Genomic DNA, 23,414 nt, shown 5'->3' with positions numbered 1-23,414 from the left:
ATTGGGCATACGCCCTAAGGGCGGTAGCATGTTTAAAAGGTATGTAAGTGTAAATGAAAATTTTAGTAACAGGTGGGGCTGGCTTTATTGGTTCAGCGGTCGTGAGGCATATTATTCATCGAACAACAGATACTGTAGTGAATGTAGATAAGCTTACTTATGCCGGAAATCTCGAGTCTCTGCTAACGGTTTCTGATAATCCGCGCTATGCATTTGAGCAAGTTGATGTCTGTGATGGTGAAGAGTTAAAACGTGTATTTGAGATACATCAGCCGAATGTAGTAATGCACTTAGCTGCAGAGTCACATGTTGACCGTTCGATTGATGGTCCTGCTGCGTTTATCGAAACTAATATAGTAGGTACTTATAATTTACTTGAAGTAGCGCGACAATATTGGCATTCGCTGGAAGGTGATAAAAAGGCCGATTTTCGTTTTCATCATATCTCTACAGATGAGGTGTACGGTGACCTTAAAGATACGACTGATTTGTTCACAGAGAAAACGTCGTACGAACCATCAAGCCCTTATTCTGCATCAAAAGCATCAAGTGATCACCTGGTTCGAGCTTGGCACCGTACCTACGGTTTGCCAACAGTCGTGACTAACTGTTCGAATAACTACGGTCCTTATCATTTCCCTGAAAAGCTGATTCCGCTGATGATTTTGAATGCTTTGGATGGCAAAGCATTACCTGTATACGGCGATGGCATGCAAATCAGAGATTGGCTGTTTGTGGAAGACCATGCTCGTGCTCTTTACAAAGTAGCGACCGAAGGTGTAATTGGTGAGACCTATAACATCGGTGGTCACAATGAAAAGGCGAATGTTGAAGTGGTGAAAACTATTTGTGCGCTGCTCGAAGAGCTAGCACCAAACAAGCCAAAGGGCATAGTGCGCTATCAAGATCTCATTACCTACGTAAAAGACAGGCCGGGGCACGATGTCCGTTATGCGATTGATGCATCAAAAATTGAGTGTGAGCTTGGGTGGAAGCCCGAAGAAACTTTTGAATCGGGTATTCGTAAGACAGTTCAGTGGTATTTGGATAATAAAGATTGGTGGTCTCGAGTTTTGGATGGCTCCTATAGCCGCGAGCGTCTAGGTCAAAATTAATTGTAGGTTGTAAGTACATCTACATTGTGGAGGCATTGAAAATGAAAGGTATTATTTTAGCTGGAGGCTCTGGCTCCCGTCTTTACCCCATCACTCGCGGTATATCTAAGCAGCTTCTTCCTATTTATGATAAACCAATGATTTATTATCCCTTGTCTACTCTAATGCTTGCTGGCATTCGGGATATTTTGATTATCACAACACCAGAAGATAGCGAGAGTTTTAAGCGTTTGCTAGGAGATGGGCACGACATTGGGATTCATCTGGAGTATGCAGTTCAGCCAAGTCCAGATGGTCTGGCACAAGCATTTATTATTGGTGAAAGTTTTATTGGTGACGACAGTGTGTGCTTGGTGTTGGGCGATAACATTTTTTATGGGCAGTCATTTAGCGACACTTTAAAGAAAGCCGCTTCACAACGAGAGGGGGCCACGGTATTTGGTTATCAAGTAAAAGATCCTGAGCGTTTTGGCGTTGTCGAGTTCGATGAAAATATGAGAGCAATTTCATTGGAAGAGAAGCCTGAGCATCCTAAGTCAAACTATGCCGTCACTGGGCTCTATTTTTATGATAATCGTGTCGTAAATTTGGCTAAAAAAATAAAGCCATCAGCACGTGGTGAACTAGAAATAACAACCCTGAATGAAATGTATTTGAAGGATGGGTCATTGAATGTAGAGCTTTTGGGTCGTGGTTTTGCATGGTTAGATACTGGAACGCACGAAAGTTTGCATGAAGCATCATCGTTTGTGCAAACATTGCAAAATATTCAAGGTTTGAAAATTGCCTGTTTAGAAGAGATTGCATGGCGAAATGATTGGTTAAAAGATGAACAGATTGTTTGTATTGCAAAATCTATGGATAAAAATGGATATGGTAAATATTTGCTGTCTTTAGTAAGGGAAAAAAATGAAACTAATTAATATTATTGAGTTTGAATCTTTTAATGATGAAAGAGGGCGTTTAGTTTCATTAGAATCACAGAAAAATATCCCATTTGAAATTCGTAGAGTATATTATCTCTTCGAAAATAGTGGACTTTTTCCAAGAGGAATGCATGCTCATAAGAAATTAAAGCAAATTGTAATTGCATTAAAAGGATCATGTCGCTTTGTTTTAGATGATGGTTCAGTTAGAGAGGAATTAATTCTTGATGACCCAACTAAAGGATTGCTAATTGATTCATTTATATGGCGAGAGATGCATGATTTTAGTAATGATTGCGTATTGTGTGTTATTGCAAGCGAGTATTTTTCTGAGGATGATTACATAAGAAATTACGAGGAGTTTTTAGCATGCAGGAATTAAAATCAAAAACAATTCAACTAAGGTTGGTTGAAGTAGATGATGCTTCTTTTATTTATACTTTGAGATGTGATAGTCGTTACAATAAGTTTTTATCTTATGTTAATGGCGGTGTATCTGAGCAAGAGGAGTGGATTAAGCGCTATAAAGAGAGTGAGGGTCGTGGCGAACAGTTCTATTTCATAATTGAAACTCCTGATTTAAAACCATGTGGAACTGTTAGAGTATATGATTTTAATGATAAATCGTTTTGCTGGGGTAGTTGGATATTAAATGAAAATAAAACTAAAACAGCTGCTTTAGAAGCCGCGCTTCTTGTTTATCAGTTTGGTTTTGATTGTTTAGGTTTTGTAGAATCACATTTTGATGTAAGAAAAGATAACGAGAAAGTAATTCGATTTCACGAAAAATTTGGCGCAAAAAAAATAGCTGAAGACTCTGAAAATTATTATTTTTCTATTTCTAAAGAACAGTTGTCAATAGTTCGTAAGAAATATAATCGCATTATTGGTGTAAAATGAAAATAGTTGATTTCTTAAATTTAAAAAAAATTAATGAAATATATTCAAGTGAGTTGAAAGATGCGGTTGGTCGTGTGATTGACTCTGGTTGGTATATCTGTGGTAAGGAGCTAAAAAAATTTGAAAAAGAATTCTCGGATTATTGTGGTGTAAAGTATGGTATAGGTGTTGCAAATGGTCTAGATGCTTTAACATTAGTCCTTCGCGCATGGAAAGAAATGGGTTTAATATCAAGTGGTGATGAAGTTATAGTACAAGCAAACACCTATATAGCATCAATATTAGCGATTACATCAAATAATTTGATTCCAGTTTTTGTTGAGCCGGATCCAGATACATTCAATTTATCAGCGGAAACAATAGCCACTTACATCACAAGTCGAACAAAAGTTATTTTACCTGTCCATCTATATGGGCATATTTCTAATATGCCTTCAATTATGGAGGTGGCCAAAAAATATAATTTGTTAGTTTTAGAGGATTGCGCTCAAGCGCACGGGGCTGAAATTAATAATGTCAAAGCAGGTTGCTGGGGGGATGCTGCAGCATTTAGCTTCTATCCAGGGAAAAATCTTGGAGCACTTGGCGATGCAGGTATGGTAATTACTAATGATAATGGCTTGTCCAACATAATTAGATCTCTGGGTAATTATGGTTCACATGCTAAATATAAAAATGATTATCTAGGTATAAATAGTCGTCTAGATGAGATTCAAGCTGCCATGCTATCTGTTAAATTGAAATATTTACCACGTGAAATATCACGTCGTCAGCATATTGCATATCGTTATGGGTGCGAGATAAATAATAACTTGATTAAATTGCCATTAAATAACAATGTTAAGGAACACGTTTGGCATTTATATGTAATTAAAACAGACTATAGAGATCTATTGATTAAGCATTTAAATTATTGTGGGGTTTCAACGTTAGTTCATTATCCAATCCCACCACACAAACAAAAAGCATACGAAGTATTTAATGATAAAAACCTTCCAGTGACTGAATTATTACATGAAACAGTTTTAAGTTTGCCTATTAGTCCAGTAATGACTGATAAGGAAATCGAACATGTAATAGCCTCAGTGAACTCATTTACTAAGTGAATTTATGGCTAGAATATTATTGTGTTTTTCATCGCATTTATTCATCGATAATCACTTCAGGTTGGTCTGTTATTATGAGGGGCTGATTAAAGAATTGATTGAAAATGGTAATGACGTAATGGTGTATAATGGTGCGGAATTTCTTATGAAATCTTGGAATTCTGAAAACATTGAGTCATCATATATTGATAAAAATGAATTGAAAGATAGGATATTTGAATTTAATCCAAATCTTGTCATTTCATTTAATAATGTTAAGCCATCATTTTTGGATTCTCTTGTTGAATGTCCGATAGTGATTTGGGAAGCTGATTCATTTACATATTTCAATGATAAAGATGGGATAAAATACAATCCCAATCGTTATTCTTATTTTTGTTTGTCAAGTAATACAAGAGAACAGTTGATATCAACAGGTGTGGCTGATTCAAATATATATATGATTAACTCTGGAACAGCGGTCCAAGCAAAAAAATTAGATTATGAATATAATATAAGCTTTATTGGTAGCAACTTTAGAGGTCCGTCAGGTCTAAAATCATTATTGCTTTCTGATGATTCTGATAAAGTAAGATCGGCAATAAAAAAAATAGCTAATGATTTTTACTTAGATAGTGAATCATATTTAATTGGGCAGGGTTTGGAGAGCATTCTTGAATATATAAAGCCAAGTGAGTTTGGGATGATTAAAAGTGCTCAAAATAGAATTTTAACTCTAAATCTGATGGAGGATTTAGGGTTGTCTTTATTTGGTGGTAAAGATTGGCTTGATGTGTCTGATTTTACACCATACCTGGCTCTTTCGTATAAGAGAAAAGATGTTTATAGCCTTGCGCATAATCAGGGTATTTATAATAAAAGTAAAGTTTGTCTAAGTATATCGCACGCGCAAGCTATTGACGGATTTCCTTGGCGAATAATGGATATAATGGCATCCAATGGGTGCTTGTTATCAAGCTACAATCCTGGATTAGTAAATTTCACGAAAGGGTATGTTGATATCCCTATGTATAAATCACCAGCTGAGGCATATAACTTAGCAAAAAAATTAATAGCTGATGTTGAATATCGTAATGATATTATAGTGGGTTCGCAAAAATGCATAGAAGATAAAGGTCGCTGGAGTCATCGTTTTTTAGAAATTGAATCCGCCATCGGTATTGATTTGATTAATGTTGGGTCTGGTAGTCTGAATATATTATCTCGCGAAGATTTCCTGAGTAGAGGTACGGTTATTTTTAACCAATCTATTATGTTATTGGCGTCAGCTGTGCCAAGACGATTTTGGAGTTCGATTTACAAAATGATGATGTTAATTGGAGTGAATGTAGATTATCATATGATAAAAAATATGATGGAAAAAAAATAAGATGTTCAACCTGTTTTTTGTTTTTGTAAAAAGGCATGGGGTTCAATTTAAATTGAGAATACTGTTTGTGCTATTTTCTGCCGTTATTTCTGCCTCACTAGAGGTTGTGGGGATAGCATTGCTGTATCCTTTAATTGCAGTAGCCATGAATCCGAGTTTTGTGGTTCAGAATGAATATGTATCTATAGTTTATAATTTCTTTGGATTTTCTGAGCCACGTCATTTTGTTGTGCTGATCGCAATATGTGTTGGGATGTCATTTATAGCAAAAAATATGTATATGTTGTTACAGCAAAAATTTCAATTTGATATGGTAAGAGACTGGCGGATTGATATTTGTAATCGGTTAATGGAGGAGTATGTTAATGCTCCGTTGACTTATCATTTGTCCAAGAGTTCAGCAAGCATAATCAATAACCTTACTGCGGTAGTTAGTCGTGTTGTTAACTCCTATTTGATACAGTGTATAATGTTCGTATCAAATTCTATTGTATGTGTGTCTCTCTTAATTATTTTAATGATCAAGTACTCGGTTATTTCTCTAGTGTCGGGCGGGGTGGTTGGTATTTTGCTGTGGTCACAGATGAGGGTTATTAGGCGTGTAGCAAAAGATGTTAATGACAAGTATGTGATTGCGAGTCAAGAAAACATATCAATCCTTAGTTCATCTTTGGCTGGAATAAAAGATACTAAGCTAACAGGTAAAGAATCAGTTTTTTTAAAAAAATATCATAATTCAAATTACAAAGTTAGTGAAATTGATAAAACAAATATGCTTATTCAATATATACCTGTATATTTGAGTGAGGCAATTTTGATGTTTGGAATAGTTATTTTTATAAGTTATATTTTACTAACATCGCCTAATCCAGCTGATGGTATAGTTAGCATTACACTATTATCTGCAATAGCAATTCGATTAGCACCAATGTTAAATCGATTGCTCTATTGTTATTCGCAAATAAAATCATCCAGTAATGCAGTAGAAACAATAATTAATGAGTTTAATTCGTTGAATGGGGTAAATGATAGTGCGAAAAACAGACTGGAATTCGGAAGGGAAATTAAAATGGCAAATGTCTGTTTTTCTTACAAAGGAAAAAAAAATGTAGGCATTAACAATGTTAATATCACAATCAACCAAGGCGAATTTGTTGGTATTGTTGGTGCCTCTGGCGCTGGTAAAACGACTTTTGCAGATTTGCTAGCGGGTCTATTACCTATCGAGTCTGGTAAAATTTATGTTGACGGTATAGAAGTCAATTATACTGATTATAAAGGTATTAGAAATAATGTGAGTTATGTAAGTCAATCGCCATTCATTTTGACCGGTAGTATTCGAGAGAATGTAGCATTTGGTGCTGCAAGTGAAGATATTGATGATAAAGAAGTTATTAATGTATTAGAAATGGCTGGCCTTTATGATCTTGTTTGTGAACGTGGGTTAAATTATCATCTGGGTGAGAATGGAAAAAATGTATCTGGTGGACAACGGCAGAGAATAATAATAGCTCGTGCTTTGTATTTAAATAGAGAAATAATATTATTTGATGAGGCTACTTCGGCACTTGATACTAAAACCGAATTTGACATTACTAATGTTATTGCAGGGTTAAAAGGTCAACGCACTATTGTCATGGTTGCGCATAGATTATCTACTCTAGCTAAAGCAGATAAATTAATCGTTTTTGATAATGGCACAATAACGGGTGTCGGTAGTTTTGATGAGTTAATTAATGAAAATCAGAAATTTAAGACGTTGGTAGAACTATCAAGATGCTCGATAAAATAATAACTGAAATACCTAAGGTTGCTGTTATTGTTGGTTGTTATAATCATAGGGATTACATTATAGAATGTATACAATCTATTCTAGAACAAAATTACTCTAATTTGGTTGTGTATGTGTCCGATGATTGTTCAACGGATGACTCATTTGATGTCTTATCTGATTTTGTTTTAAACCACAAAATCATAAATGTATATCTGAATCGCAATGCAAATAATCTAGGAGTGGCTGATAATTACAACTTGCTTATTGATAAAGCACTTCAGGATAATGATGTTGCATATGTTGTTCCATTTGCTGGTGATGATATCATGTGTCGTAATAAAATTAAGCGACAAGTGGATTCATTATCAAGTAAACCAGAAGTATTAGTTTCTTATTCCAATATGGAATGGTTTGATAGTAAGACCAGAAAAAAAATAATCAATCATTTTAATTTTTTTTTCCGCGCGTCAACGCAAGTTGGTGAAATTATTTCAGAATCATTAATACCAACACCTACATTATGTATACGCCGTTCTGGAGTCGAAAAAATTAAGTATGATAATAGATTGAAGTATATCAATGATTATCTGTTTACAGTTGAATTGGTATTGTCAGGTGGAGTCGTATACATACCTGAAGTTTTAGTGTTATATAGAAAGCATGGAACAAGTATTACTGATTTGAATACATTTGCTGATGAGCGTGTGTTAGCTGCGACAATTGTTTCGTCAAAATATGGTTATAAAAAATTCACGGATGAATTTGCGTCAACAGCACTTTATGATGATTTATTATCACATATGAATAATGGTGACGTTAGAAGTAGTTTACTTGCATTTAAAAAGGTGGGATTCAAATTTTTTTCATCTCGTAAATGGTTTTTTAGGCTATTGAAGTTTTTTTACATTGTACTTAATCGAAAGAGTCGGATTTAGGGAGTAAAACATGCATATAAGAAAAATATTAAGCAAAGTGAAAAGAAAACTTCTTCGAGCTGAACATCAGCGTTTTAATGAGACGGATGCAAAGATTGAAAACCTTGAGTGTTTGATTGCAGTGATCCAAAAAGAAAATTTAAGAGTTGTTGATGAGCTTAGAAGAAACAACATTAGATACTTCTCAAAGAAAATATCCGTAATATATGTTTTCCAACAAGTTTCGTTGTGGAATAGTTTTAAAAGTGTCTATGAAGTAATGTTGGCGGATGATTGCTTTGATGTAAAACTATTAGTTAGTCCGTTTTATCATGATGAAGATATTGTAGATAATGTTGCAGCAACATCTTTTTTAGATACTAATAATATACCATATAATAAGTTTTGTGAAAAAGAATTAGATATTATTTATTCTGCAGATGTTGTTTTTTACCAGACACCTTATGATTCAACTTTACCAAAGAATATCTATCCGTCTCTAGTTGCTAGGTCTGGGGCTAGAATTGCCTATATCCCATACGGACTAGATAGTGGCGGTGGCAACGATAATTTGCGTTGGCAATATGATTTAGACTGTCATAATTTAGCTACATGGATTTTTGTGCGTAGCGAATTACACAAATCATGTTATAACAAATACTGTAGTAAAGGTAACGATCACGTTTATGTTACTGGACACCCGAAATTTGATCAATTGGACTGTCGGGGTGTAACACGTGAAAACATTCTGAATAGAGATATTAAGACCGTTTTATGGACTCCGCATTTTTCAATTGAAGATGGAGGGTGGTCAACTTTTCATATATTTTATGAGAAAATAATTGAACTGGCCGAGGAATTTTGTTTTAAACTTGTTATCCGTCCGCATCCATTATTTTATACGCGTATCAATATGATGGGAGGTAAGGTCAAGGATAAATTTGATTTTGTTTTGAACAAAATTAAACAGCTTGATAATGTGACTCTCTCAGAACCTGATGATTCATATGTGGAATTATTCCATGAATCAGATTTATTATTAGCGGATGCGGGGTCTTTTCTTTTGGAATATCTCCCATTAGGAAAGCCTATTATATATTTAAACAATTTGCTAGGACCTGGACTAAATGACTCTGTTAATTTTTTGGATTCATTGTATGTGGTGTCTGATGGTGTGGAATTAGAGTCGTGTGTCACAAATTTATTAAATGGTAATGATAGTAAATTAGAGATTAGATTTAAACGGATTCATGAAGAGCTCTATTTGCCAACAAACGGTACAGGTGTCGAAATATCTCGAATTATTAAGTCGTTTTATAAATTAGATTAACTTAAGGATGTAAACTAAATTCTAATAAGGGTATTTATGAGCAAATCTAGGATTTACGGGCATAAGCTTGATATTGATTTATTGCATACGCATGATTTTTTTGAGTGTAGAGCCAAAAATAGATCAGATAACTTATTAAATATTACTATGTATCAAGATAAAACACCTGAGCTTGCAATAATCAGGGATGCATATGAAAAAGAATTAGTATTACCTTTGCTGAAACTCTCTGAAACATCAAGATATCTTGATGTGGGCTGTGGTGTTGGGCGATGGTGCAAGCTCCTAGTTGATAATGGTGGGGAATATCACGGCGTAGATTTTTCTCAGTCTTTGATAAATATTGCTCGTGATGAATTCAAAGGTCGCTCTAATGTAAGATTTAGTGTCATGGCTGCAGAACATATAACATTAGATTCTATTGATGAGCGAGATAAATTCTCACACCTAATTATTTCAGGCGTGTTTTTATATTTAAATGACTCATCTTTAGAGTTGTTTCTTTCCAGGGTTAACGATTGTTTATATGAAAATGGTTCGTTGATTTATATAAGAGAGCCAATGGCTTTATTGGAGCGATTAACCTTGAATGATTATTGGTCAGACGAACTACAGGCAAAATATAGCGCAATATATCGTACAGTTGATGAAATAAAAGGTTTTCTTTCGCCCCTTATTAGTTCTGGTTTTAAGATTCACAAGGATGAATGGCTGTATCCACTTGAACTGAACAATAGGAAGGATACATCTCAGCGTTATATTATTTTGGAAAGAGTATGAATGATATTTTTTGCTTTGATTTGGATGGCACTATTACAACAACAGAGCTGCTTCCCCTGATTGCAACTGAAGTTGATTTGATGCATGAATTTAATGTTTTGACAAGACTAACTATGGATGGTGTTATCCCTTTCGAGGATTCAATGAGATTACGCTGTGCTATTTTACGTAGTATTCCTATCACTACAGTACAGAAAATTGTTGCAAGCGTTCCATTATTTGATGGTGTGGTTGAATTTATTAAATCTCGTCCGGATGTATGTTATATTGTCACAGGGAATTTGGATGTCTGGGTTAGGTTGATACATGAGAAAATTGGGTGTGGACTTTATTCATCAATTGCTTTAGCGAACGATAATGTATTAGCAAGTGTTGAATATATTATGCATAAAAGTGATCCAATTAATGATTTGAGATGTAAATATCCTAACTCTAGGATTATATCCATTGGCGATGGATATAATGATATCCCAATGTTTGAATCGTCAGATGTAAATATTTCATGTGGCTTAGTACATGAGCCACATGCGAGTTTGATTAATGTTTCAGATTATATTGTATATGATGAGAGGGCGCTATGTCGAGTATTGAACATGTTGTGATTGCCGCTGCTGGCTTAGGCTCTAGGCTTGGACTTGGAAAGCCAAAATGTTTGTTAGAGATTGGAGGTAAACCCTTAATATCATATTTATTAAAATTGGTTGAGAGTATCAAAGACGTACGTATCGTTGTAGGTTTTGAAGAGCATTTAGTTATACCTCTTGTCAAGTCAATTAGGTCGGATGCAATTATTGTAAGAAATCCTGCGTATAGAACTACATCCACTCTAACAAGTTATTATCTGGGTTCTTTTGGGATAAAAGGTAAGTGCTTATATGTAGATGCGGACATTATCTTTTGTCCTGAATCATTTGCTGAATTTATTGATAATTGTAATAAATCTGACAGATCAATAATTGGTGTTACAAAGGCTAAGACTGATGATGCAGTATATGTTAAAACGGATTTGCATATGAATGTATTGGGCTTTAATCGAAAGAGTGCAACTAATTATGAGTGGGCAAATATCTGTCACATTGATACTTCATACCTCGTTATGGAGGGCGAATCCGTTTATAAACAAATTCAAAAATTCCCATTGATTGCATATCCTATAGTTAGCTATGAAGTAGACAATGTGAATGATTATAATATGGCAATAGAGTCTAAAATTTATAATCACAAATTATATCAGGACATATAAATCTAATCTTAAAATGTCAGACGGTAATTCAATTTTTCCTTCAGAGAAAAAAATTTTATTGACGGGCGCAACTGGTTTTGTTGGTCGACATTTTGTACAAAGGTACCCAGTCTCTCGGTGCGTTGTTCGCACCAGAGAGCAAAGTCCATGTTTGGATAATTTTCAAATCAATAGTTTAAGTGGTTTGACAATTTGGGATGGTGCCTTTAATGGTATTGATACTGTCATTCATTTGGCTGGTCTTGCTCATGCATCCACATATACCCAAGAAGACTATCAAAGAGTAAATGTGGATGGAACGCTCGCATTAGCACAGCAAGCTGCGAAAGCAGGTGTTCAGCGGTTTGTGTTTGTGAGTTCAATTGGTGTTAATGGTCAACGCACAGACTTAACGGCATTCTCTATAAATTCAAAACCCTCCCCACATAATCAGTATGCTCAGTCAAAGTATGATGCTGAATTAAAATTGGTTGAGCTTGGTATGCATGCTGGAATTGAAATAGTGATCGTTCGTCCTACCTTGGTCTATGGTCCCTGTGCACCAGGTAATTTTGGTTTGCTAGCAAAATTGGTGAGCAAGTTACCGATCTTACCGTTTGGTCGTGTTTGTAATCGTCGCCACTTTATCTCAGTACAAAATCTATGCCATTTATTGATGACTTGCGCGTGCGCACCAAAAGCTGCAGGGCAGATATTTTTGGCATCTGAGGGTGAGGCTGTTTCAACTCGTGAGTTTACAAATGCGATCGCTCGCGGCTTGGGTAAGCGCGTATGGCAAATACCAATACCACTCAGCATAATGAAATTCGGAGCAAAATTGATAGGAAAGCCGGCATTGGCTGAGCAGCTATTGGGTAATTTAGAAGTCGATTCTTCAAATTTATATGATGTATTAAGATGGCGAGCGCCGTATACGATGGCACAGGCGATGTCGTTTTTATCTGAGCAACCAGAGGTTTCCGATGTTTCGCATGATTGATTTTTTCGCCGCACTATTCGGCCTTTTATTTTTATGGCCAGTAATGCTGATTGTGGTTGTCATTGGCTTATTCGATACGGGGTCACCTGTATTTGTGCAAACACGTGTCGGCAAAAACCAAAAGCCCTTTCGTTTAGTGAAATTTAGAACCATGCAAAAGGATACTGAGTCTGTTGCCAGTCATTTATCAAGCAGCACGTCGATTACTAAACTGGGCTCTTTTCTGCGTAAAACGAAGTTAGATGAGTTGCCTCAATTGATTAATGTGCTCAAAGGTGAGATGAGTTTGGTGGGGCCAAGACCCAACCTTTTCAACCAAGAAGAATTGATAGAGGCTCGTCAAGCGCAAGGTATCTATGATGTTTTACCGGGTATTACAGGATTGGCACAGGTACAAAATATTGATATGTCCACGCCTGAGCTTTTGGCTAATACTGATAGACAGATGATTGAAACCATGACGTTGAAAAACTACTTTCACTATATCTTGATGACAGTTATTGGTAGTGGTCGTGGTGACGCAGTAAAAAAATAATGTTGACCATGCTGGACAAAAAGCGCTCATTGAGCGCTTTTTGTCTTTATGATGCTAATGCTGGCAAAGACGCTCAGCATTCACTTGAAGTACACCGCCATGTTCGACGATTTTTTTCCGCTTTTTCAGAAAAGTCAGTAACTCTTCGATCGTGATATTTTGTTGGCTGCAGGTATGAAAGCGTAGTGTGTCACCGTACTGCGCCATAAAGTGCGCGATGAGCGCAGATTCTGTGGGTTGGTGCTCGGCGACATAATGGATTAAGTCATGGCCGTGAATGGAGTCAGTTGTGGTTGTCATAAGAGCGCTCAGATAATAGTTGTATTTAAAATGCACTTTATTGATTTTATCTCATGGGTGCAAGCTACATCAGGTTTTGTACTTTCCTGTGTAACAAAAAACCGCCCTTGTGGCGGTTTTATTTATTCGGCGAGAAAGGCTTACTCGATGTTTTGAATTTGCTCGCGCATTTGCTCAATCAGAACCTTCAGTTCCACTGCAGAGGCTGTCACTTCAGTGTTGATTGATTTTGAAGCCAGCGTGTTTGATTCACGGTTGAATTCTTGCATCATAAAATCAAGGCGACGGCCACAGGCACCGCCTTTTTTCAAGGTGGCGTAGGTTTCTTTGACATGTGAGTCGAGGCGATCGAGCTCTTCTGCTACATCCATTTTTTGCGCGAGCAAAATGAGCTCTTGCTCAACGCGCGTGGCGTCTAAATCGATTTTGGCTTCTTCAAAGCGAGCCAAAATACGTTCGCGCTGCCAGTTCACGACGGTTGGCATATGCGCGCGGACTTTAGCTGCTTCCACTTGAATCGCATCAAGACGCTGCTCAATCAATGCTTTCATATTGTCGCCTTCACGGCCACGAGCGGCGATAAACTCTTTGAGCGCTTCATCAAAGCCAGCCAGTAGGGTTTGGTTAATGCTATCTAAATCTTGCTCTGGCGTTTCCATGACACCCGGCCATTGCATCACCTGGAATGGATTAATACGGCTGGTTTCGCCAGTGAGTTCCATGACCTCATTGGCGGCATGGATCACTTGCGCGGCGAGATCTTTGTTGATGCTTAGCTCGCCTTTCGCCGCATTGTTGGCTTCAAAGCGTAACATGCATTCGACTTTACCGCGCGCCAGGCCTTTGCGAAAACGCTCGCGAAGCACGGGCTCTAGACTGCGAAATTGCTCTGGTAGGCGGAAGTAGGTTTCAAGGTAGCGTTGGTTAACGCTGCGAATTTCCCATACGGCGGTGCCCCAATCCGCTTTAATTTCTTGGCGGGCATAGGCGGTCATGCTGTAAATCATCAGATGCTCTCTATCTATTTGAATTATGATTGGCGCATCAGTATCTATCACTTCAGTTTCTGATGCGGTAACGGCTTGATTATAAGAGTGCAATGACAGAAATGATAGGCTGAGCAAAAGTAGATAATTTAGAGTGCGTTGAACGCACTTTACGGCTAGAATTCGCGCCGTTTTTGTCTATGTAGTAAACGATATGAAATCAGTTTTGCGTTTTTTCAGTGCAATCTTTGCCACGCTTTCCTTGGCTGGTTGTGTCACCTTTCCAACGCCAGAATCAGAAAAAGTCAAAGTGTATTGGGATCATAGTCAGGCCATCGCCGGCTGTGAAAACTTAGGGATGGTGATCGGCTCTGAAGGTCACTTCTATGATTATTGGTTGCATGCAGACCGCGATATGGTGTGGGGCGCGGTCAATGAAATGCGCATTAAGGTTGCCGAAAAGGGGGGCGATACCCTCTATCTTTACCAACCCTTTGGCTTTTTAAGTTCAGTCACCCTGATGGGCGGCGCGTATCGTTGCCATAGCAGCGCTGAAGTTGCGGTTCTTTAAGCTGAATATTGCATGAGAAGGTGTATGAAAACACACCTTTTTTCGTGCGCCTTTTTCGTGCTTTAGCACCGAGATGTGACTATAATCGCCAGTTAATTTGAGCCAGTGAAAGAGACATGACCATGCGTCCTAATGAAAGAGATCCGCAGCACGTTCGCCCGATTCGCTTTACCCGCGACTTTACTGCCTATGCAGAAGGCTCTGTGTTGGTTGAGTTTGGTAATACTAAGGTGATTTGTACCGCTTCAATTGAAGAGGGTGTGCCTCGTTTTCTTCGTGGTCAAGGTCAAGGCTGGATCACCGCCGAATATGGCATGTTGCCACGTGCAACCCATACCCGTAACCGACGTGAAGCGGCCAATGGCAAGCAGGGCGGTCGTACCATGGAGATTCAACGTCTGATTGCGCGTAGTCTTCGCGCTGCGGTCGATCTGACAAAATTGGGCGATTACACCATCACTGTTGACTGTGATGTGATTCAAGCCGATGGCGGTACGCGTACGGCGTCTATTTCAGGTGCTTGTGTGGCACTGGCAGATGCCCTCAATAAATTGGTGGCTGAAGGCAAACTGGCTGAAAACCCAATGACCATGATGATTGCCGCCGTTTCTGTGGGTATTGTGGATGGTGAAGCGCGCTGTGATTTGGAATATGTAGAAGACTCGGCAGCTGAAACGGACATGAATGTGGTGATGACTGAAGATGGCCGCATGATTGAAGTGCAAGGCACCGCAGAAGGTCAGCCATTTACGCATGAAGAGCTGCTGACATTATTGTCGCTGGCCAAGGGTGGCATTGAGGCCATTGTGACCGCGCAGAAAGCGGCATTGACTAATTGATTGAATTGAGCGGCTTTTGAGTCGCTCTTTTTTTAACAAAAAACCATTGAATACTGAAAGTTGTAAAGGAGTGAGTATGAAAGGCTATCAGCGCCAGTTTATTGAATTTGCCCTGGAGAAGCAGGTGCTTAAGTTTGGTGAGTTCACCTTAAAATCTGGTCGTCAGAGCCCATACTTCTTTAATGCGGGTTTGTTTAACACTGGCCGTGATTTGGCAAAATTGGGGCGCTTTTACGCGGCAGCCTTAGCTGACTCTGGTGTGGATTACGATTTGGTTTTTGGTCCAGCATATAAGGGCATTCCAATTGCCACCACCACGGTCGTTGCGCTTGCTGAGCATCATGACACCGATGTGCCATATTGCTTTAACCGCAAAGAAGCCAAAGATCATGGCGAAGGTGGTAACTTGGTGGGCAGTGAGCTAAAAGGCCGTGTGATGCTGGTGGATGATGTGATCACGGCTGGTACTGCAATTCGTGAGTCCATGGCAATTATTGCAGCCAACCAAGCGGACTTGGCGGGTGTTTTGGTGGCGATTGATCGCCAAGAAAAAGGTAAGGGTGAGCTCTCGGCGATTCAAGAAGTGGAACGCGACTTTGATTGCAAAGTGATCTCTATTGTTTCTTTGACTGATTTAATCACCTACCTTGAAGAGCAAGGCGACCAAGCTGAGCATCTTGAAGCGGTGAAAGCCTACCGCGCGCAATATGGCGTGGCATAAGTCACTGAAGCACTAAGCGGCTCAGTACCCAAAAACTGAGTACAAAAAAAGCGCCTACCTATATAGAAAGGAGAGGCGCTTTTTTATAATCGACTGATATTAAAATGTGGCGGGTTATTGCAGCTGAGCACTGAGCAATTGCCAGTAATCACTAAAGTGATCGGTAGGCGAATATTTGAAATCAGAGCGAACAAAACGGCTCAAACTACCTTCAACTTGCCCTAAAAGCTGCGCTGCTAGCACGTTATCTCCCACAGGGAACTCTTTGCCTTCACGCAGTTTACGCTCGCGAATGACTTGGCGAAGCTGCATCTCAATGCGTTCAAACAATTGGTTGATGCGAGATTGCAAACGCTCTTGTTCAAACATCAGAGCGTGACCTGTCATGATGCGGCACAAGCCTGGGTTGCGCTCAGCAAAGGCGAGCAGCAACTGAATGATCAGGCGCAGGCGGGTCAGGGTGTCTTTTTCTTCATCGATAATGCGGTTGATTCGAGTGATCAGCGCATCTTCAATAAACTCAATTAAACCTTCAAACATGCGTGCTTTGCTAGGGAAGTGGCGATAAAGCGCCGCCTCAGAGACACCCACTTGTGCTGCGAGCTTTGCAGTGGTGATGCGCTGACTGCCTTCGCGGGACTCCAGCATTTGCGCTAGGGCTTGCAGAATTTCATCGCGTCGATTTTTTTTCGTCGCTGTCATGCGTGTCTTTCCTATTCATGATTTCACAGGGCGGTTTGAAAGATTCTTGCGCCAAACTCAAGCTATTGTAGCGATTGAATTTTGATGCTCAATACTGTTTGTGAGTGAGTGTGAACTCACAGTCAATTCAGCGGTGTCAGCCAAACTGAACACCGCTGTCACAAAGCGATTATTCTATTTGACTTAGCTGCGGCCAGAGTGGCCAAAGCCGCCTTCACCGCGATCGCTTTGGGCAAAGTCATCAACAATATTAAATTGCGCTTGAACTACAGGCAGGATCACCAATTGTGCAATACGCTCGCCTGGCTCCATGGTGAATGTGGTGTCGCCGCGGTTCCATACAGAAACCATCAACTGACCTTGATAATCTGAATCAATCAAACCCACCAAGTTACCGAGCACTATGCCGTGTTTATGGCCCAACCCAGAACGCGGCAAAATGGTTGCAGCAAGGCTTGGATCGCCAATATGAATGGCTATTCCTGTTGGGATGAGATGTGTTTCGCCCGGAGCCACGGTCAGCGGTGCATCGATACAAGCACGAAGGTCTAGACCTGCAGAGCCCTCGGTGGCGTATGCTGGTAGAGGGAATTCGGTGCCGACACGTGGGTCAAGGATTTTAAGATCAATGGCTTTCATGGTATCTCGCTACAATTTCGGTGATCAGTTGTTGGGCTAATTGTTCTTTATGACAAAGGGGCAGTGCTTTGTCGCCGCCTTGCCAATAGAGGTGAAGTGCATTTTGGTCGCTGTTAAAACCTTGTTCTTTTGACGACACATCGTTGGCGCAAATGAGATCAAGATTTTTACGCTGCAGTTTGTCCTGTGCGTACTTTGCCACTTGCTCGGTTTCTGCAGCAAAGCCCACGGTAAAGGGGCGATTTTGCGAGAGCGCAGCAACAGTGGCGATAATATCTGGGTTTTTCACTAGGGTGAGGGTCAGTGTCTCCTCACCGCTTTGTTTTTTCATTTTCTGCTCGGCAATTTGCTGAGCGCGATAGTCCGCGACCGCAGCACAGCCAATGAAAATATGCTGGGTGCTGGCAGTATTCAGTGCGGCTTGTGCCATTTGCTCGGCACTTTCCACATCAATGCGTGTGACACCCGTTGGTGTGGCTAGATTGACAGGACCGCTAATCAGAGTGACTTGCGCACCAAGCGCCGCGGCAGCTTTGGCAATAGCAAAGCCCATCTTGCCGGAGCTGTGGTTACTGATAAATCGCACAGGATCCAGCGCCTCGCGAGTAGGTCCTGCGGTAATCGCAATCTTAAGGTGAGAGAGGGTCTTCTGTGTAAGGATGGCTGCAAAGAATTGTTCACAGTGATGCACTAAACCCATGGGGTCTAGCATGCGCCCCGGGCCGACATCGCCGCAGGCTTGCTCACCACTATCTGGACCCCAGATCATCGCGCCACGGGCTGCGAGGGTCGCAATATTGGCCTGTGTCGCAATATGTTGATACATCTGCTGGTTCATTGCTGGCGCCACGGCAATAGGTGCGCTGGTGGCAAGACACAGTGTCGAGAGTAGATCGTTACCCATGCCAGCGCTCATACGCGCGATTAAATCAGCGGTGGCTGGTGCAACGAGCACTAAGTCCGCCCATTTGGCCAATTCAATATGACCCATGGAGGCTTCTGCCGCTGGATCAAATAGGCTATCGCTGACTGGATGGCCGCTCACCGCTTGTAGGGTGAGTGGGGTGATAAACTCTTTGGCAGCCGCGGTCATCACAATGCGCACTTCGGCGCCGCGCTCTTTGAGCCGACGGGTGAGTTCGGCGCACTTATAGGCGGCAATACCGCCGCTGATCCCCAGCAAAATTTTACGATTCGCTAAGCTCATTGCTCTTTTGTTCCATCAATGACTGCCATAAATATCGGCACACTCTACCACAAATGGTCTTTGTCTTGACTACTTTTAGTGGAATGCAAGTGATTGCTTACCTCGCTTTTAAGCGCTATTTCAGGATGAAAAGCCATGGTTAAAATTCTTCAATTACCCAAAGACTCAAGACCGCGCGAAAAGCTGTTGCAACGCGGGCCACAAGCGCTTTCTGATGCAGAATTATTGGCGATTTTTTTGCGTGTTGGGGTGCCAGGCATGAACGCTGTGGCGCTATCGGAGTATCTACTCACTCACTTTGGTTCCTTGCAGGGACTATTGACCGCTAGTGAGTCTGAGTTTTGCCAAATCAAGGGGATGGGGCAGGCAAAATTTGTGCAGTTACAGGCTGCGATGGAGATGACCAAACGCTATTTGTACGAGTCGCTAGAGAAGGGCGATGCTCTGACCTGCGCTGAGCAATCGAAAACTTATGTTGCCAGTGTGCTGCGCGGCCGCCATCGCGAAGCCTTTTGGGTGCTTTTTTTAAATCAACAACATCAACTGATTGCCAGTGAGATGTTATTTGAAGGCACTTTAAATGCGGCTAGCGTGTATCCACGCGAAGTGGTCAAGCGCGCTTTGGATCATCATGCGGCTGCGGTGATGCTGGCACATAATCATCCTTCAGGTCATACTGACCCCAGTCGCGCCGATCATCAGCTAACAAAATTGTTAGTGGAGGCCCTTGCGTGGGTAGAAATTCGTGTTTTAGACCATTTTATTGTGGGAGAAGGCGCGGTATTGTCCTTCGCAGAGCAAGGCTGGATGCCCGCCACGCCTGAAAGGATCAAAAAAGTTTAGAAAGGATCTGCTCGGGACTTGAGCAATGGCATCGGAGTTAGTATAATGCGCGGCCTTTGATAGCCTTGGTTGTGCTGCCGACGTGGTCGGTGTCTTTAGAGTCTGCAGCCAGGGTTGATATCGAGCTGAAACGATTTGGAGAAGACAGTAATGTCACGAGTATGCCAAGTAACTGGCAAGCGTCCTACAGTGGGTAACAACCGCTCGCACGCAAATAATGCCACCAAGCGTCGTTTTCTGCCGAACCTGCAAACTCATCGTTTCTGGGTAGAAAGCGAAAAACGCTTTGTTAAACTACGTGTATCTACTAAAGGTATGCGCATCATCGATAAAAAAGGTATCGAAGTTGTTCTTAACGAACTTCGTGCCCGCGGTGAGCGAGTGTAAGGAGATAAGTCATGGCTAAAGGTATTCGCGAGAAGATCAAGCTAGTTTCATCTGCTGGCACTGGTCACTTCTACACGACTGATAAAAACAAGCGTAACATGCCTGGCAAAATGGAGATCAAAAAATACGATCCTGTTGTTCGCCAACACGTTATGTACAAAGAAGCAAAAATCAAGTAATTGATTCCGGTTTCTATAAAAGCCCAGCTCTATGCTGGGTTTTTTATTGCCTAAAATCTGCTAGGCTGAGGGCTTGCCTAAAGGAGCGGTGATGAAACATTTAACTCGGCGACAATGGAACAGCGCGTTTATTATTCTGATTGTGGTTTTTCTTGGGGTGATTCAACTGATCTATCGCCAACCCTTGGACCGCTTGTTGATGAGCGCTCAGCAAGAGCCTGAAACGACAGAACAAGATGCGCCGCTCAAATCGCCCTATTTGGATTTAATTGGCGATCCCGCCGGTGTGAAAAGCCTGACCACCAATCAGTTCCACTTGAGTATTCAAGAGGGCGATTGGGCCAGCGATGTGAAATTGACTGTCGCGCCAGCAACATTGGCAAACCGTTGGTTAAGTCTTACCGGAACTGCGGTGAATGCAGAGCAAGTACAGCAGTTGATGGAACGCGCGCCGATGCCTGCCACCTTGACGGTGAAAAAAGAGCAGGCTGATCCTGTTCGCTTAACCTATTTTGATTTTGGTAACTTCTGGCTGATGCAAACCTGTGAAGGGAAATGGCTCGCAGTTTCCGTTGCCACTGATTATCTTTTCCCCTTTCCCGTTGAAACGACAACTGAAGTCAGCAGCGATTCTTAAGGCGACGCATCGCATTGAAGGATTGCTGAACGACTGATAAGTAAGGAGCCATCATGCCTGAGTTACCAGAAGTTGAAGTGACCCGCATGGGGATTGCACCTTATCTTGAAGGGCAAACCATTCAATCCATCGAGATTCGCCAAGACAAATTACGTTGGCCGGTGGCTGCTGAGCTTTATACGCTTGCTGATGTTGAGATCACTGGGGTTCGCCGACGTGCAAAATATCTGCTGCTCGATACGGCGCAAGGTAGCATTATCATCCATCTTGGAATGTCGGGTAATTTGCGGATACTTGAGCAGCCAGCGCCTGCACAAAAACACGATCATATCGACTTGGTGCTGTGCAATGGTACGCGCTTGCGTTATAACGACCCACGCCGTTTTGGTGCTTGGTTATGGCAGCCCGCTGGGCAAATTCATTCGGTCTTTGCCAAAGTCGGCCCAGAGCCTTTAACTGATGATTTCAATGCCGATTACTTGCAGCAAAAAATTAAAGGCAAGCAGACAGCTATCAAACAACTGCTGATGGATAACGCTGTGGTGGTTGGCGTTGGTAACATCTACGCCAATGAAGCACTGTTTATGGCGGGTATTCATCCTCAGCGCGCTGGTGGACGTATTAGCGCTGCAAGAGTGAGCGCTTTAGTCGCATCAATTAAATCTGTTCTCAGCACCGCGATTGCGCAAGGTGGCACCACCTTAAAAGACTTTTTACAGGCTGATGGTAAGCCGGGCTATTTTGCACAAACATTGCAAGTTTACGGCCGTATGGGTAAGCCCTGCGTGCAATGCGGCGCACCCTTGAAAGGGGTGAAAATCGCTGGGCGAATGACCAGCTATTGCGCGCATTGCCAACGCTAGCTGACTTATTGGCTTTTCTTGTTCTCATTCTAAGCATCTTAATTAATTCATCTTTTTCATTGAATCATCGCTAAGCTGTCATTTTGGCATCATGCGATTTTCCTATTTGTAACTCTCAGAAAAGCAACGAAATAGCAAAAGATAACTAGGCTTATAGAGCGGTTGTTGAAGTGCGCTTGCGATATTGAGCGAATAGGGAGATTGATATGCGTGTAACGGTTTTTGGCGTTGGTTATGTCGGGCTGGTGCAAGCGGTGTGCTTGGCTGATAGCGGCCATGATGTCCATTGCGTTGATATTGATGCGCATAAAATTGAGCGATTGCGGCAAGGGCAAGTGACGATTTACGAGCCCGGCCTTGAAGCCTTGTTAGTCCGTAATTTACGGGATAAGCGACTGACTTTTTCTACCGACTTGGGTGCAGGGATTCGCTTTGCTCAGGTGCTATTTATCGCAGTTGGGACACCGACAGCAGAAGATGGCCAAGCGGATCTTACCTATGTACTTGCAGCGGCAAAAAATATTGGTGAGCAGCTGACTTCAGATGCCGTCGTGGTGATTAAATCGACAGTTCCTGTAGGGACGGGCGATCAAGTTCAGCAGATCATTGAGCAGCAACTAACCGCCCGTCAGCAAAGTCTCACTATTGCCGTGGTTTCTAATCCTGAGTTTTTAAAAGAGGGCTCGGCGCTTAATGACTGCGCTAAACCTGATCGCATTATTATCGGTACAGATAGCCATTATGCAGAGCAGCAGATGCGCGAGTTGTACGCTGCATTTAACCGAACGCGAGATAAAATTTTGCTGATGGATCGGCGCTCAGCCGAGCTTAGTAAGTATGCGGCTAACTGCATGCTGGCAACTAAAATCTCCTTTATGAATGAAATTGCCAACTTAGCGGAGCAATTGGGCGCGGATGTGGAGTCAGTTCGCCATGGGATTGGCTCTGATCCACGCATTGGTTATCAGTTTATATATCCGGGTTGCGGCTATGGCGGATCTTGTTTTCCCAAGGATGTGCAAGCGCTGTCACATAGCGGCGCGGCGCATCACGTACCCACCAATATTCTCAATGCAGTTCATGCGACGAACTGCGCGCAAAAGCAAAAACTGCTGCACCACCTGCAACGTCATTTTTCGACGCTGTCAGGCAAAACCATCGCAGTGTGGGGATTGGCCTTTAAGCCCAATACCGATGACATTCGTGATGCGCCAAGTATTGATCTGATTCAAGGGCTTTGTGCGCAGCAGGCGCGGGTGCAAGTGTATGACCCCAAAGCAATGGACAATACCCAGCGCTATTTTGGGCAGCAGCAAGGCATTCAATATTGTGATGATAAATATGCGACCTTGAATGGCGCCGATGCCTTGGTGATCTGTACTGAATGGAAAGAGTTTTGGGCGCCGGATTTTGAGCGCATGCTTGTTGCGCTCAAGCATCCTGTGCTGGTGGATGGACGTAATCTATATGAGCCGCAGCGCATGCAGCATCGCGGCTTTTACTATTACGCCATTGGCCGTGGTGCGAGTGTGCAGCGGCCAAAAAGAGCAGTGAAAAATTAGCAGATTA

Annotated in this window: 28 protein-coding genes; 23 read left to right on the top strand and 5 right to left on the bottom strand. The window is 41.4% G+C overall.

What is annotated here, in order from left to right; genetic code table 11:
- Window positions 1–53: 53 nt before the first annotated feature.
- The 14 genes from rfbB to L9P36_RS13050 are packed head-to-tail and all read left to right on the top strand — an operon-like array spanning window position 54 to window position 12,971.
- Window positions 54–1,115 (top strand): dTDP-glucose 4,6-dehydratase, encoded by a 1,062-nt coding sequence (gene rfbB / locus L9P36_RS13115; RefSeq protein ID WP_237467743.1) that lies wholly within the window; start codon window positions 54–56, stop codon window positions 1,113–1,115.
- A 41-nt stretch (window positions 1,116–1,156) separates the two neighbouring features.
- The gene (rfbA, locus tag L9P36_RS13110; RefSeq protein ID WP_237467742.1) at window positions 1,157–2,038 is read left to right on the top strand and encodes a glucose-1-phosphate thymidylyltransferase RfbA; all 882 of its coding nucleotides are present in this window, start codon (window positions 1,157–1,159) and stop codon (window positions 2,036–2,038) included.
- Window positions 2,025–2,423, top strand: coding sequence for a sugar 3,4-ketoisomerase (locus tag L9P36_RS13105; protein ID WP_237467741.1), 399 nt, complete (start codon window positions 2,025–2,027; stop codon window positions 2,421–2,423). The genes rfbA and L9P36_RS13105 overlap by 14 nt, the downstream gene beginning before the upstream one ends.
- Window positions 2,411–2,941 (top strand): GNAT family N-acetyltransferase, encoded by a 531-nt coding sequence (locus tag L9P36_RS13100; protein WP_237467740.1) that lies wholly within the window; start codon window positions 2,411–2,413, stop codon window positions 2,939–2,941. The genes L9P36_RS13105 and L9P36_RS13100 overlap by 13 nt, the downstream gene beginning before the upstream one ends.
- 2 nt (window positions 2,942–2,943) lie before the next feature.
- On the top strand, window positions 2,944–4,047 hold the full coding sequence (locus L9P36_RS13095) for a DegT/DnrJ/EryC1/StrS family aminotransferase (protein WP_237467933.1): 1,104 nt from the start codon (window positions 2,944–2,946) through the stop codon (window positions 4,045–4,047).
- Window positions 4,048–4,051: 4 nt separating this feature from the next.
- Entirely contained in the window at window positions 4,052–5,416 is a 1,365-nt protein-coding gene (locus tag L9P36_RS13090; RefSeq protein ID WP_237467739.1) for a glycosyltransferase family protein, read from the top strand.
- 1 nt (window position 5,417) lies between these two features.
- Window positions 5,418–7,208: an ABC transporter ATP-binding protein gene (locus tag L9P36_RS13085; protein ID WP_237467738.1), complete on the top strand. Its 1,791-nt coding sequence runs from the start codon at window positions 5,418–5,420 to the stop codon at window positions 7,206–7,208.
- Window positions 7,193–8,125, top strand: a complete 933-nt coding sequence (locus L9P36_RS13080) for a glycosyltransferase (RefSeq protein WP_237467737.1) — start codon at window positions 7,193–7,195, stop codon at window positions 8,123–8,125. The genes L9P36_RS13085 and L9P36_RS13080 overlap by 16 nt, the downstream gene beginning before the upstream one ends.
- Window positions 8,126–8,135: 10 nt before the next feature.
- The gene (locus L9P36_RS13075; protein ID WP_237467736.1) at window positions 8,136–9,434 is read left to right on the top strand and encodes a CDP-glycerol glycerophosphotransferase family protein; all 1,299 of its coding nucleotides are present in this window, start codon (window positions 8,136–8,138) and stop codon (window positions 9,432–9,434) included.
- A 36-nt stretch (window positions 9,435–9,470) separates the two neighbouring features.
- Window positions 9,471–10,214: a class I SAM-dependent methyltransferase gene (locus tag L9P36_RS13070; RefSeq protein ID WP_237467735.1), complete on the top strand. Its 744-nt coding sequence runs from the start codon at window positions 9,471–9,473 to the stop codon at window positions 10,212–10,214.
- Window positions 10,211–10,816 (top strand): HAD-IB family phosphatase, encoded by a 606-nt coding sequence (locus L9P36_RS13065; protein WP_237467734.1) that lies wholly within the window; start codon window positions 10,211–10,213, stop codon window positions 10,814–10,816. Before L9P36_RS13070 ends, L9P36_RS13065 begins: the two co-directional genes overlap by 4 nt.
- Window positions 10,792–11,457 carry an NTP transferase domain-containing protein gene (locus L9P36_RS13060; protein WP_237467733.1) on the top strand — a complete coding sequence of 222 codons (666 nt, stop codon included), beginning with the start codon at window positions 10,792–10,794 and terminating at the stop codon, window positions 11,455–11,457. Before L9P36_RS13065 ends, L9P36_RS13060 begins: the two co-directional genes overlap by 25 nt.
- A 13-nt stretch (window positions 11,458–11,470) precedes the next feature.
- Entirely contained in the window at window positions 11,471–12,436 is a 966-nt protein-coding gene (locus tag L9P36_RS13055; protein WP_237467732.1) for an NAD-dependent epimerase/dehydratase family protein, read from the top strand.
- On the top strand, window positions 12,420–12,971 hold the full coding sequence (locus tag L9P36_RS13050) for a sugar transferase (protein ID WP_237467731.1): 552 nt from the start codon (window positions 12,420–12,422) through the stop codon (window positions 12,969–12,971). The genes L9P36_RS13055 and L9P36_RS13050 overlap by 17 nt, the downstream gene beginning before the upstream one ends.
- 54 nt (window positions 12,972–13,025) lie before the next feature.
- On the opposite strand, the gene L9P36_RS13045 is transcribed toward L9P36_RS13050, so the two are convergent.
- Window positions 13,026–13,271, bottom strand: coding sequence for a YecH family metal-binding protein (locus tag L9P36_RS13045; RefSeq protein WP_237467730.1), 246 nt, complete (start codon window positions 13,269–13,271; stop codon window positions 13,026–13,028).
- 140 nt (window positions 13,272–13,411) lie between these two features.
- A complete protein-coding gene (locus tag L9P36_RS13040) occupies window positions 13,412–14,278 on the bottom strand; it encodes a YicC/YloC family endoribonuclease (RefSeq protein WP_237467729.1) in 867 nt (288 codons plus the stop codon).
- Between the two features lie 193 nt (window positions 14,279–14,471).
- Between L9P36_RS13040 and L9P36_RS13035 the strand changes: the two genes are divergently transcribed.
- The 3 genes from L9P36_RS13035 to pyrE all read left to right on the top strand — a co-directional run bounded on the left by L9P36_RS13035 (window position 14,472) and on the right by pyrE (window position 16,388).
- Window positions 14,472–14,828: a DUF4156 domain-containing protein gene (locus L9P36_RS13035; protein WP_237467728.1), complete on the top strand. Its 357-nt coding sequence runs from the start codon at window positions 14,472–14,474 to the stop codon at window positions 14,826–14,828.
- A gap of 122 nt (window positions 14,829–14,950) precedes the next feature.
- Window positions 14,951–15,667 carry a ribonuclease PH gene (rph, locus tag L9P36_RS13030; RefSeq protein WP_237467727.1) on the top strand — a complete coding sequence of 239 codons (717 nt, stop codon included), beginning with the start codon at window positions 14,951–14,953 and terminating at the stop codon, window positions 15,665–15,667.
- Between the two features lie 76 nt (window positions 15,668–15,743).
- Window positions 15,744–16,388, top strand: coding sequence for an orotate phosphoribosyltransferase (pyrE, locus tag L9P36_RS13025; RefSeq protein WP_237467726.1), 645 nt, complete (start codon window positions 15,744–15,746; stop codon window positions 16,386–16,388).
- A gap of 114 nt (window positions 16,389–16,502) precedes the next feature.
- Here pyrE and slmA read toward each other — a convergent pair whose 3' ends face one another.
- The 3 genes from slmA to coaBC form a co-directional block, all read right to left on the bottom strand.
- The gene (slmA, locus tag L9P36_RS13020; protein WP_237467725.1) at window positions 16,503–17,090 is read right to left on the bottom strand and encodes a nucleoid occlusion factor SlmA; all 588 of its coding nucleotides are present in this window, start codon (window positions 17,088–17,090) and stop codon (window positions 16,503–16,505) included.
- Between the two features lie 183 nt (window positions 17,091–17,273).
- Entirely contained in the window at window positions 17,274–17,729 is a 456-nt protein-coding gene (dut, locus tag L9P36_RS13015; protein ID WP_237467715.1) for a dUTP diphosphatase, read from the bottom strand.
- Window positions 17,716–18,936 (bottom strand): bifunctional phosphopantothenoylcysteine decarboxylase/phosphopantothenate--cysteine ligase CoaBC, encoded by a 1,221-nt coding sequence (coaBC, locus tag L9P36_RS13010; protein ID WP_237467713.1) that lies wholly within the window; start codon window positions 18,934–18,936, stop codon window positions 17,716–17,718. The genes dut and coaBC overlap by 14 nt, the downstream gene beginning before the upstream one ends.
- Window positions 18,937–19,071: 135 nt before the next feature.
- Here coaBC and radC point away from each other — a divergent pair, with 135 nt between their 5' ends.
- The 6 genes from radC (at window position 19,072) to L9P36_RS12980 (ending at window position 23,407) form a co-directional block, all read left to right on the top strand.
- Window positions 19,072–19,779 (top strand): RadC family protein, encoded by a 708-nt coding sequence (gene radC, locus L9P36_RS13005; protein ID WP_237467711.1) that lies wholly within the window; start codon window positions 19,072–19,074, stop codon window positions 19,777–19,779.
- A 150-nt stretch (window positions 19,780–19,929) separates the two neighbouring features.
- Window positions 19,930–20,166, top strand: coding sequence for a 50S ribosomal protein L28 (gene rpmB, locus L9P36_RS13000; RefSeq protein ID WP_237467709.1), 237 nt, complete (start codon window positions 19,930–19,932; stop codon window positions 20,164–20,166).
- 11 nt (window positions 20,167–20,177) lie between these two features.
- Window positions 20,178–20,345, top strand: a complete 168-nt coding sequence (rpmG, locus tag L9P36_RS12995; protein ID WP_237467707.1) for a 50S ribosomal protein L33 — start codon at window positions 20,178–20,180, stop codon at window positions 20,343–20,345.
- 91 nt (window positions 20,346–20,436) lie between these two features.
- Window positions 20,437–20,982 carry a hypothetical protein gene (locus L9P36_RS12990; RefSeq protein WP_237467705.1) on the top strand — a complete coding sequence of 182 codons (546 nt, stop codon included), beginning with the start codon at window positions 20,437–20,439 and terminating at the stop codon, window positions 20,980–20,982.
- 53 nt (window positions 20,983–21,035) lie between these two features.
- Window positions 21,036–21,845 carry a bifunctional DNA-formamidopyrimidine glycosylase/DNA-(apurinic or apyrimidinic site) lyase gene (gene mutM / locus L9P36_RS12985; RefSeq protein ID WP_237467704.1) on the top strand — a complete coding sequence of 270 codons (810 nt, stop codon included), beginning with the start codon at window positions 21,036–21,038 and terminating at the stop codon, window positions 21,843–21,845.
- A 206-nt stretch (window positions 21,846–22,051) separates the two neighbouring features.
- Complete coding sequence (locus tag L9P36_RS12980; RefSeq protein WP_237467702.1) at window positions 22,052–23,407, top strand: UDP-glucose dehydrogenase family protein; 1,356 nt, start codon at window positions 22,052–22,054, stop codon at window positions 23,405–23,407.
- The last annotated feature ends 7 nt before the right edge of the window (window positions 23,408–23,414 follow it).

This window comes from Vibrio stylophorae (assembly GCF_921293875.1).
Taxonomy (GTDB): domain Bacteria; phylum Pseudomonadota; class Gammaproteobacteria; order Enterobacterales; family Vibrionaceae; genus Vibrio_A; species Vibrio_A stylophorae.
This window is presented reverse-complemented; position numbering and strand designations above follow the sequence as displayed.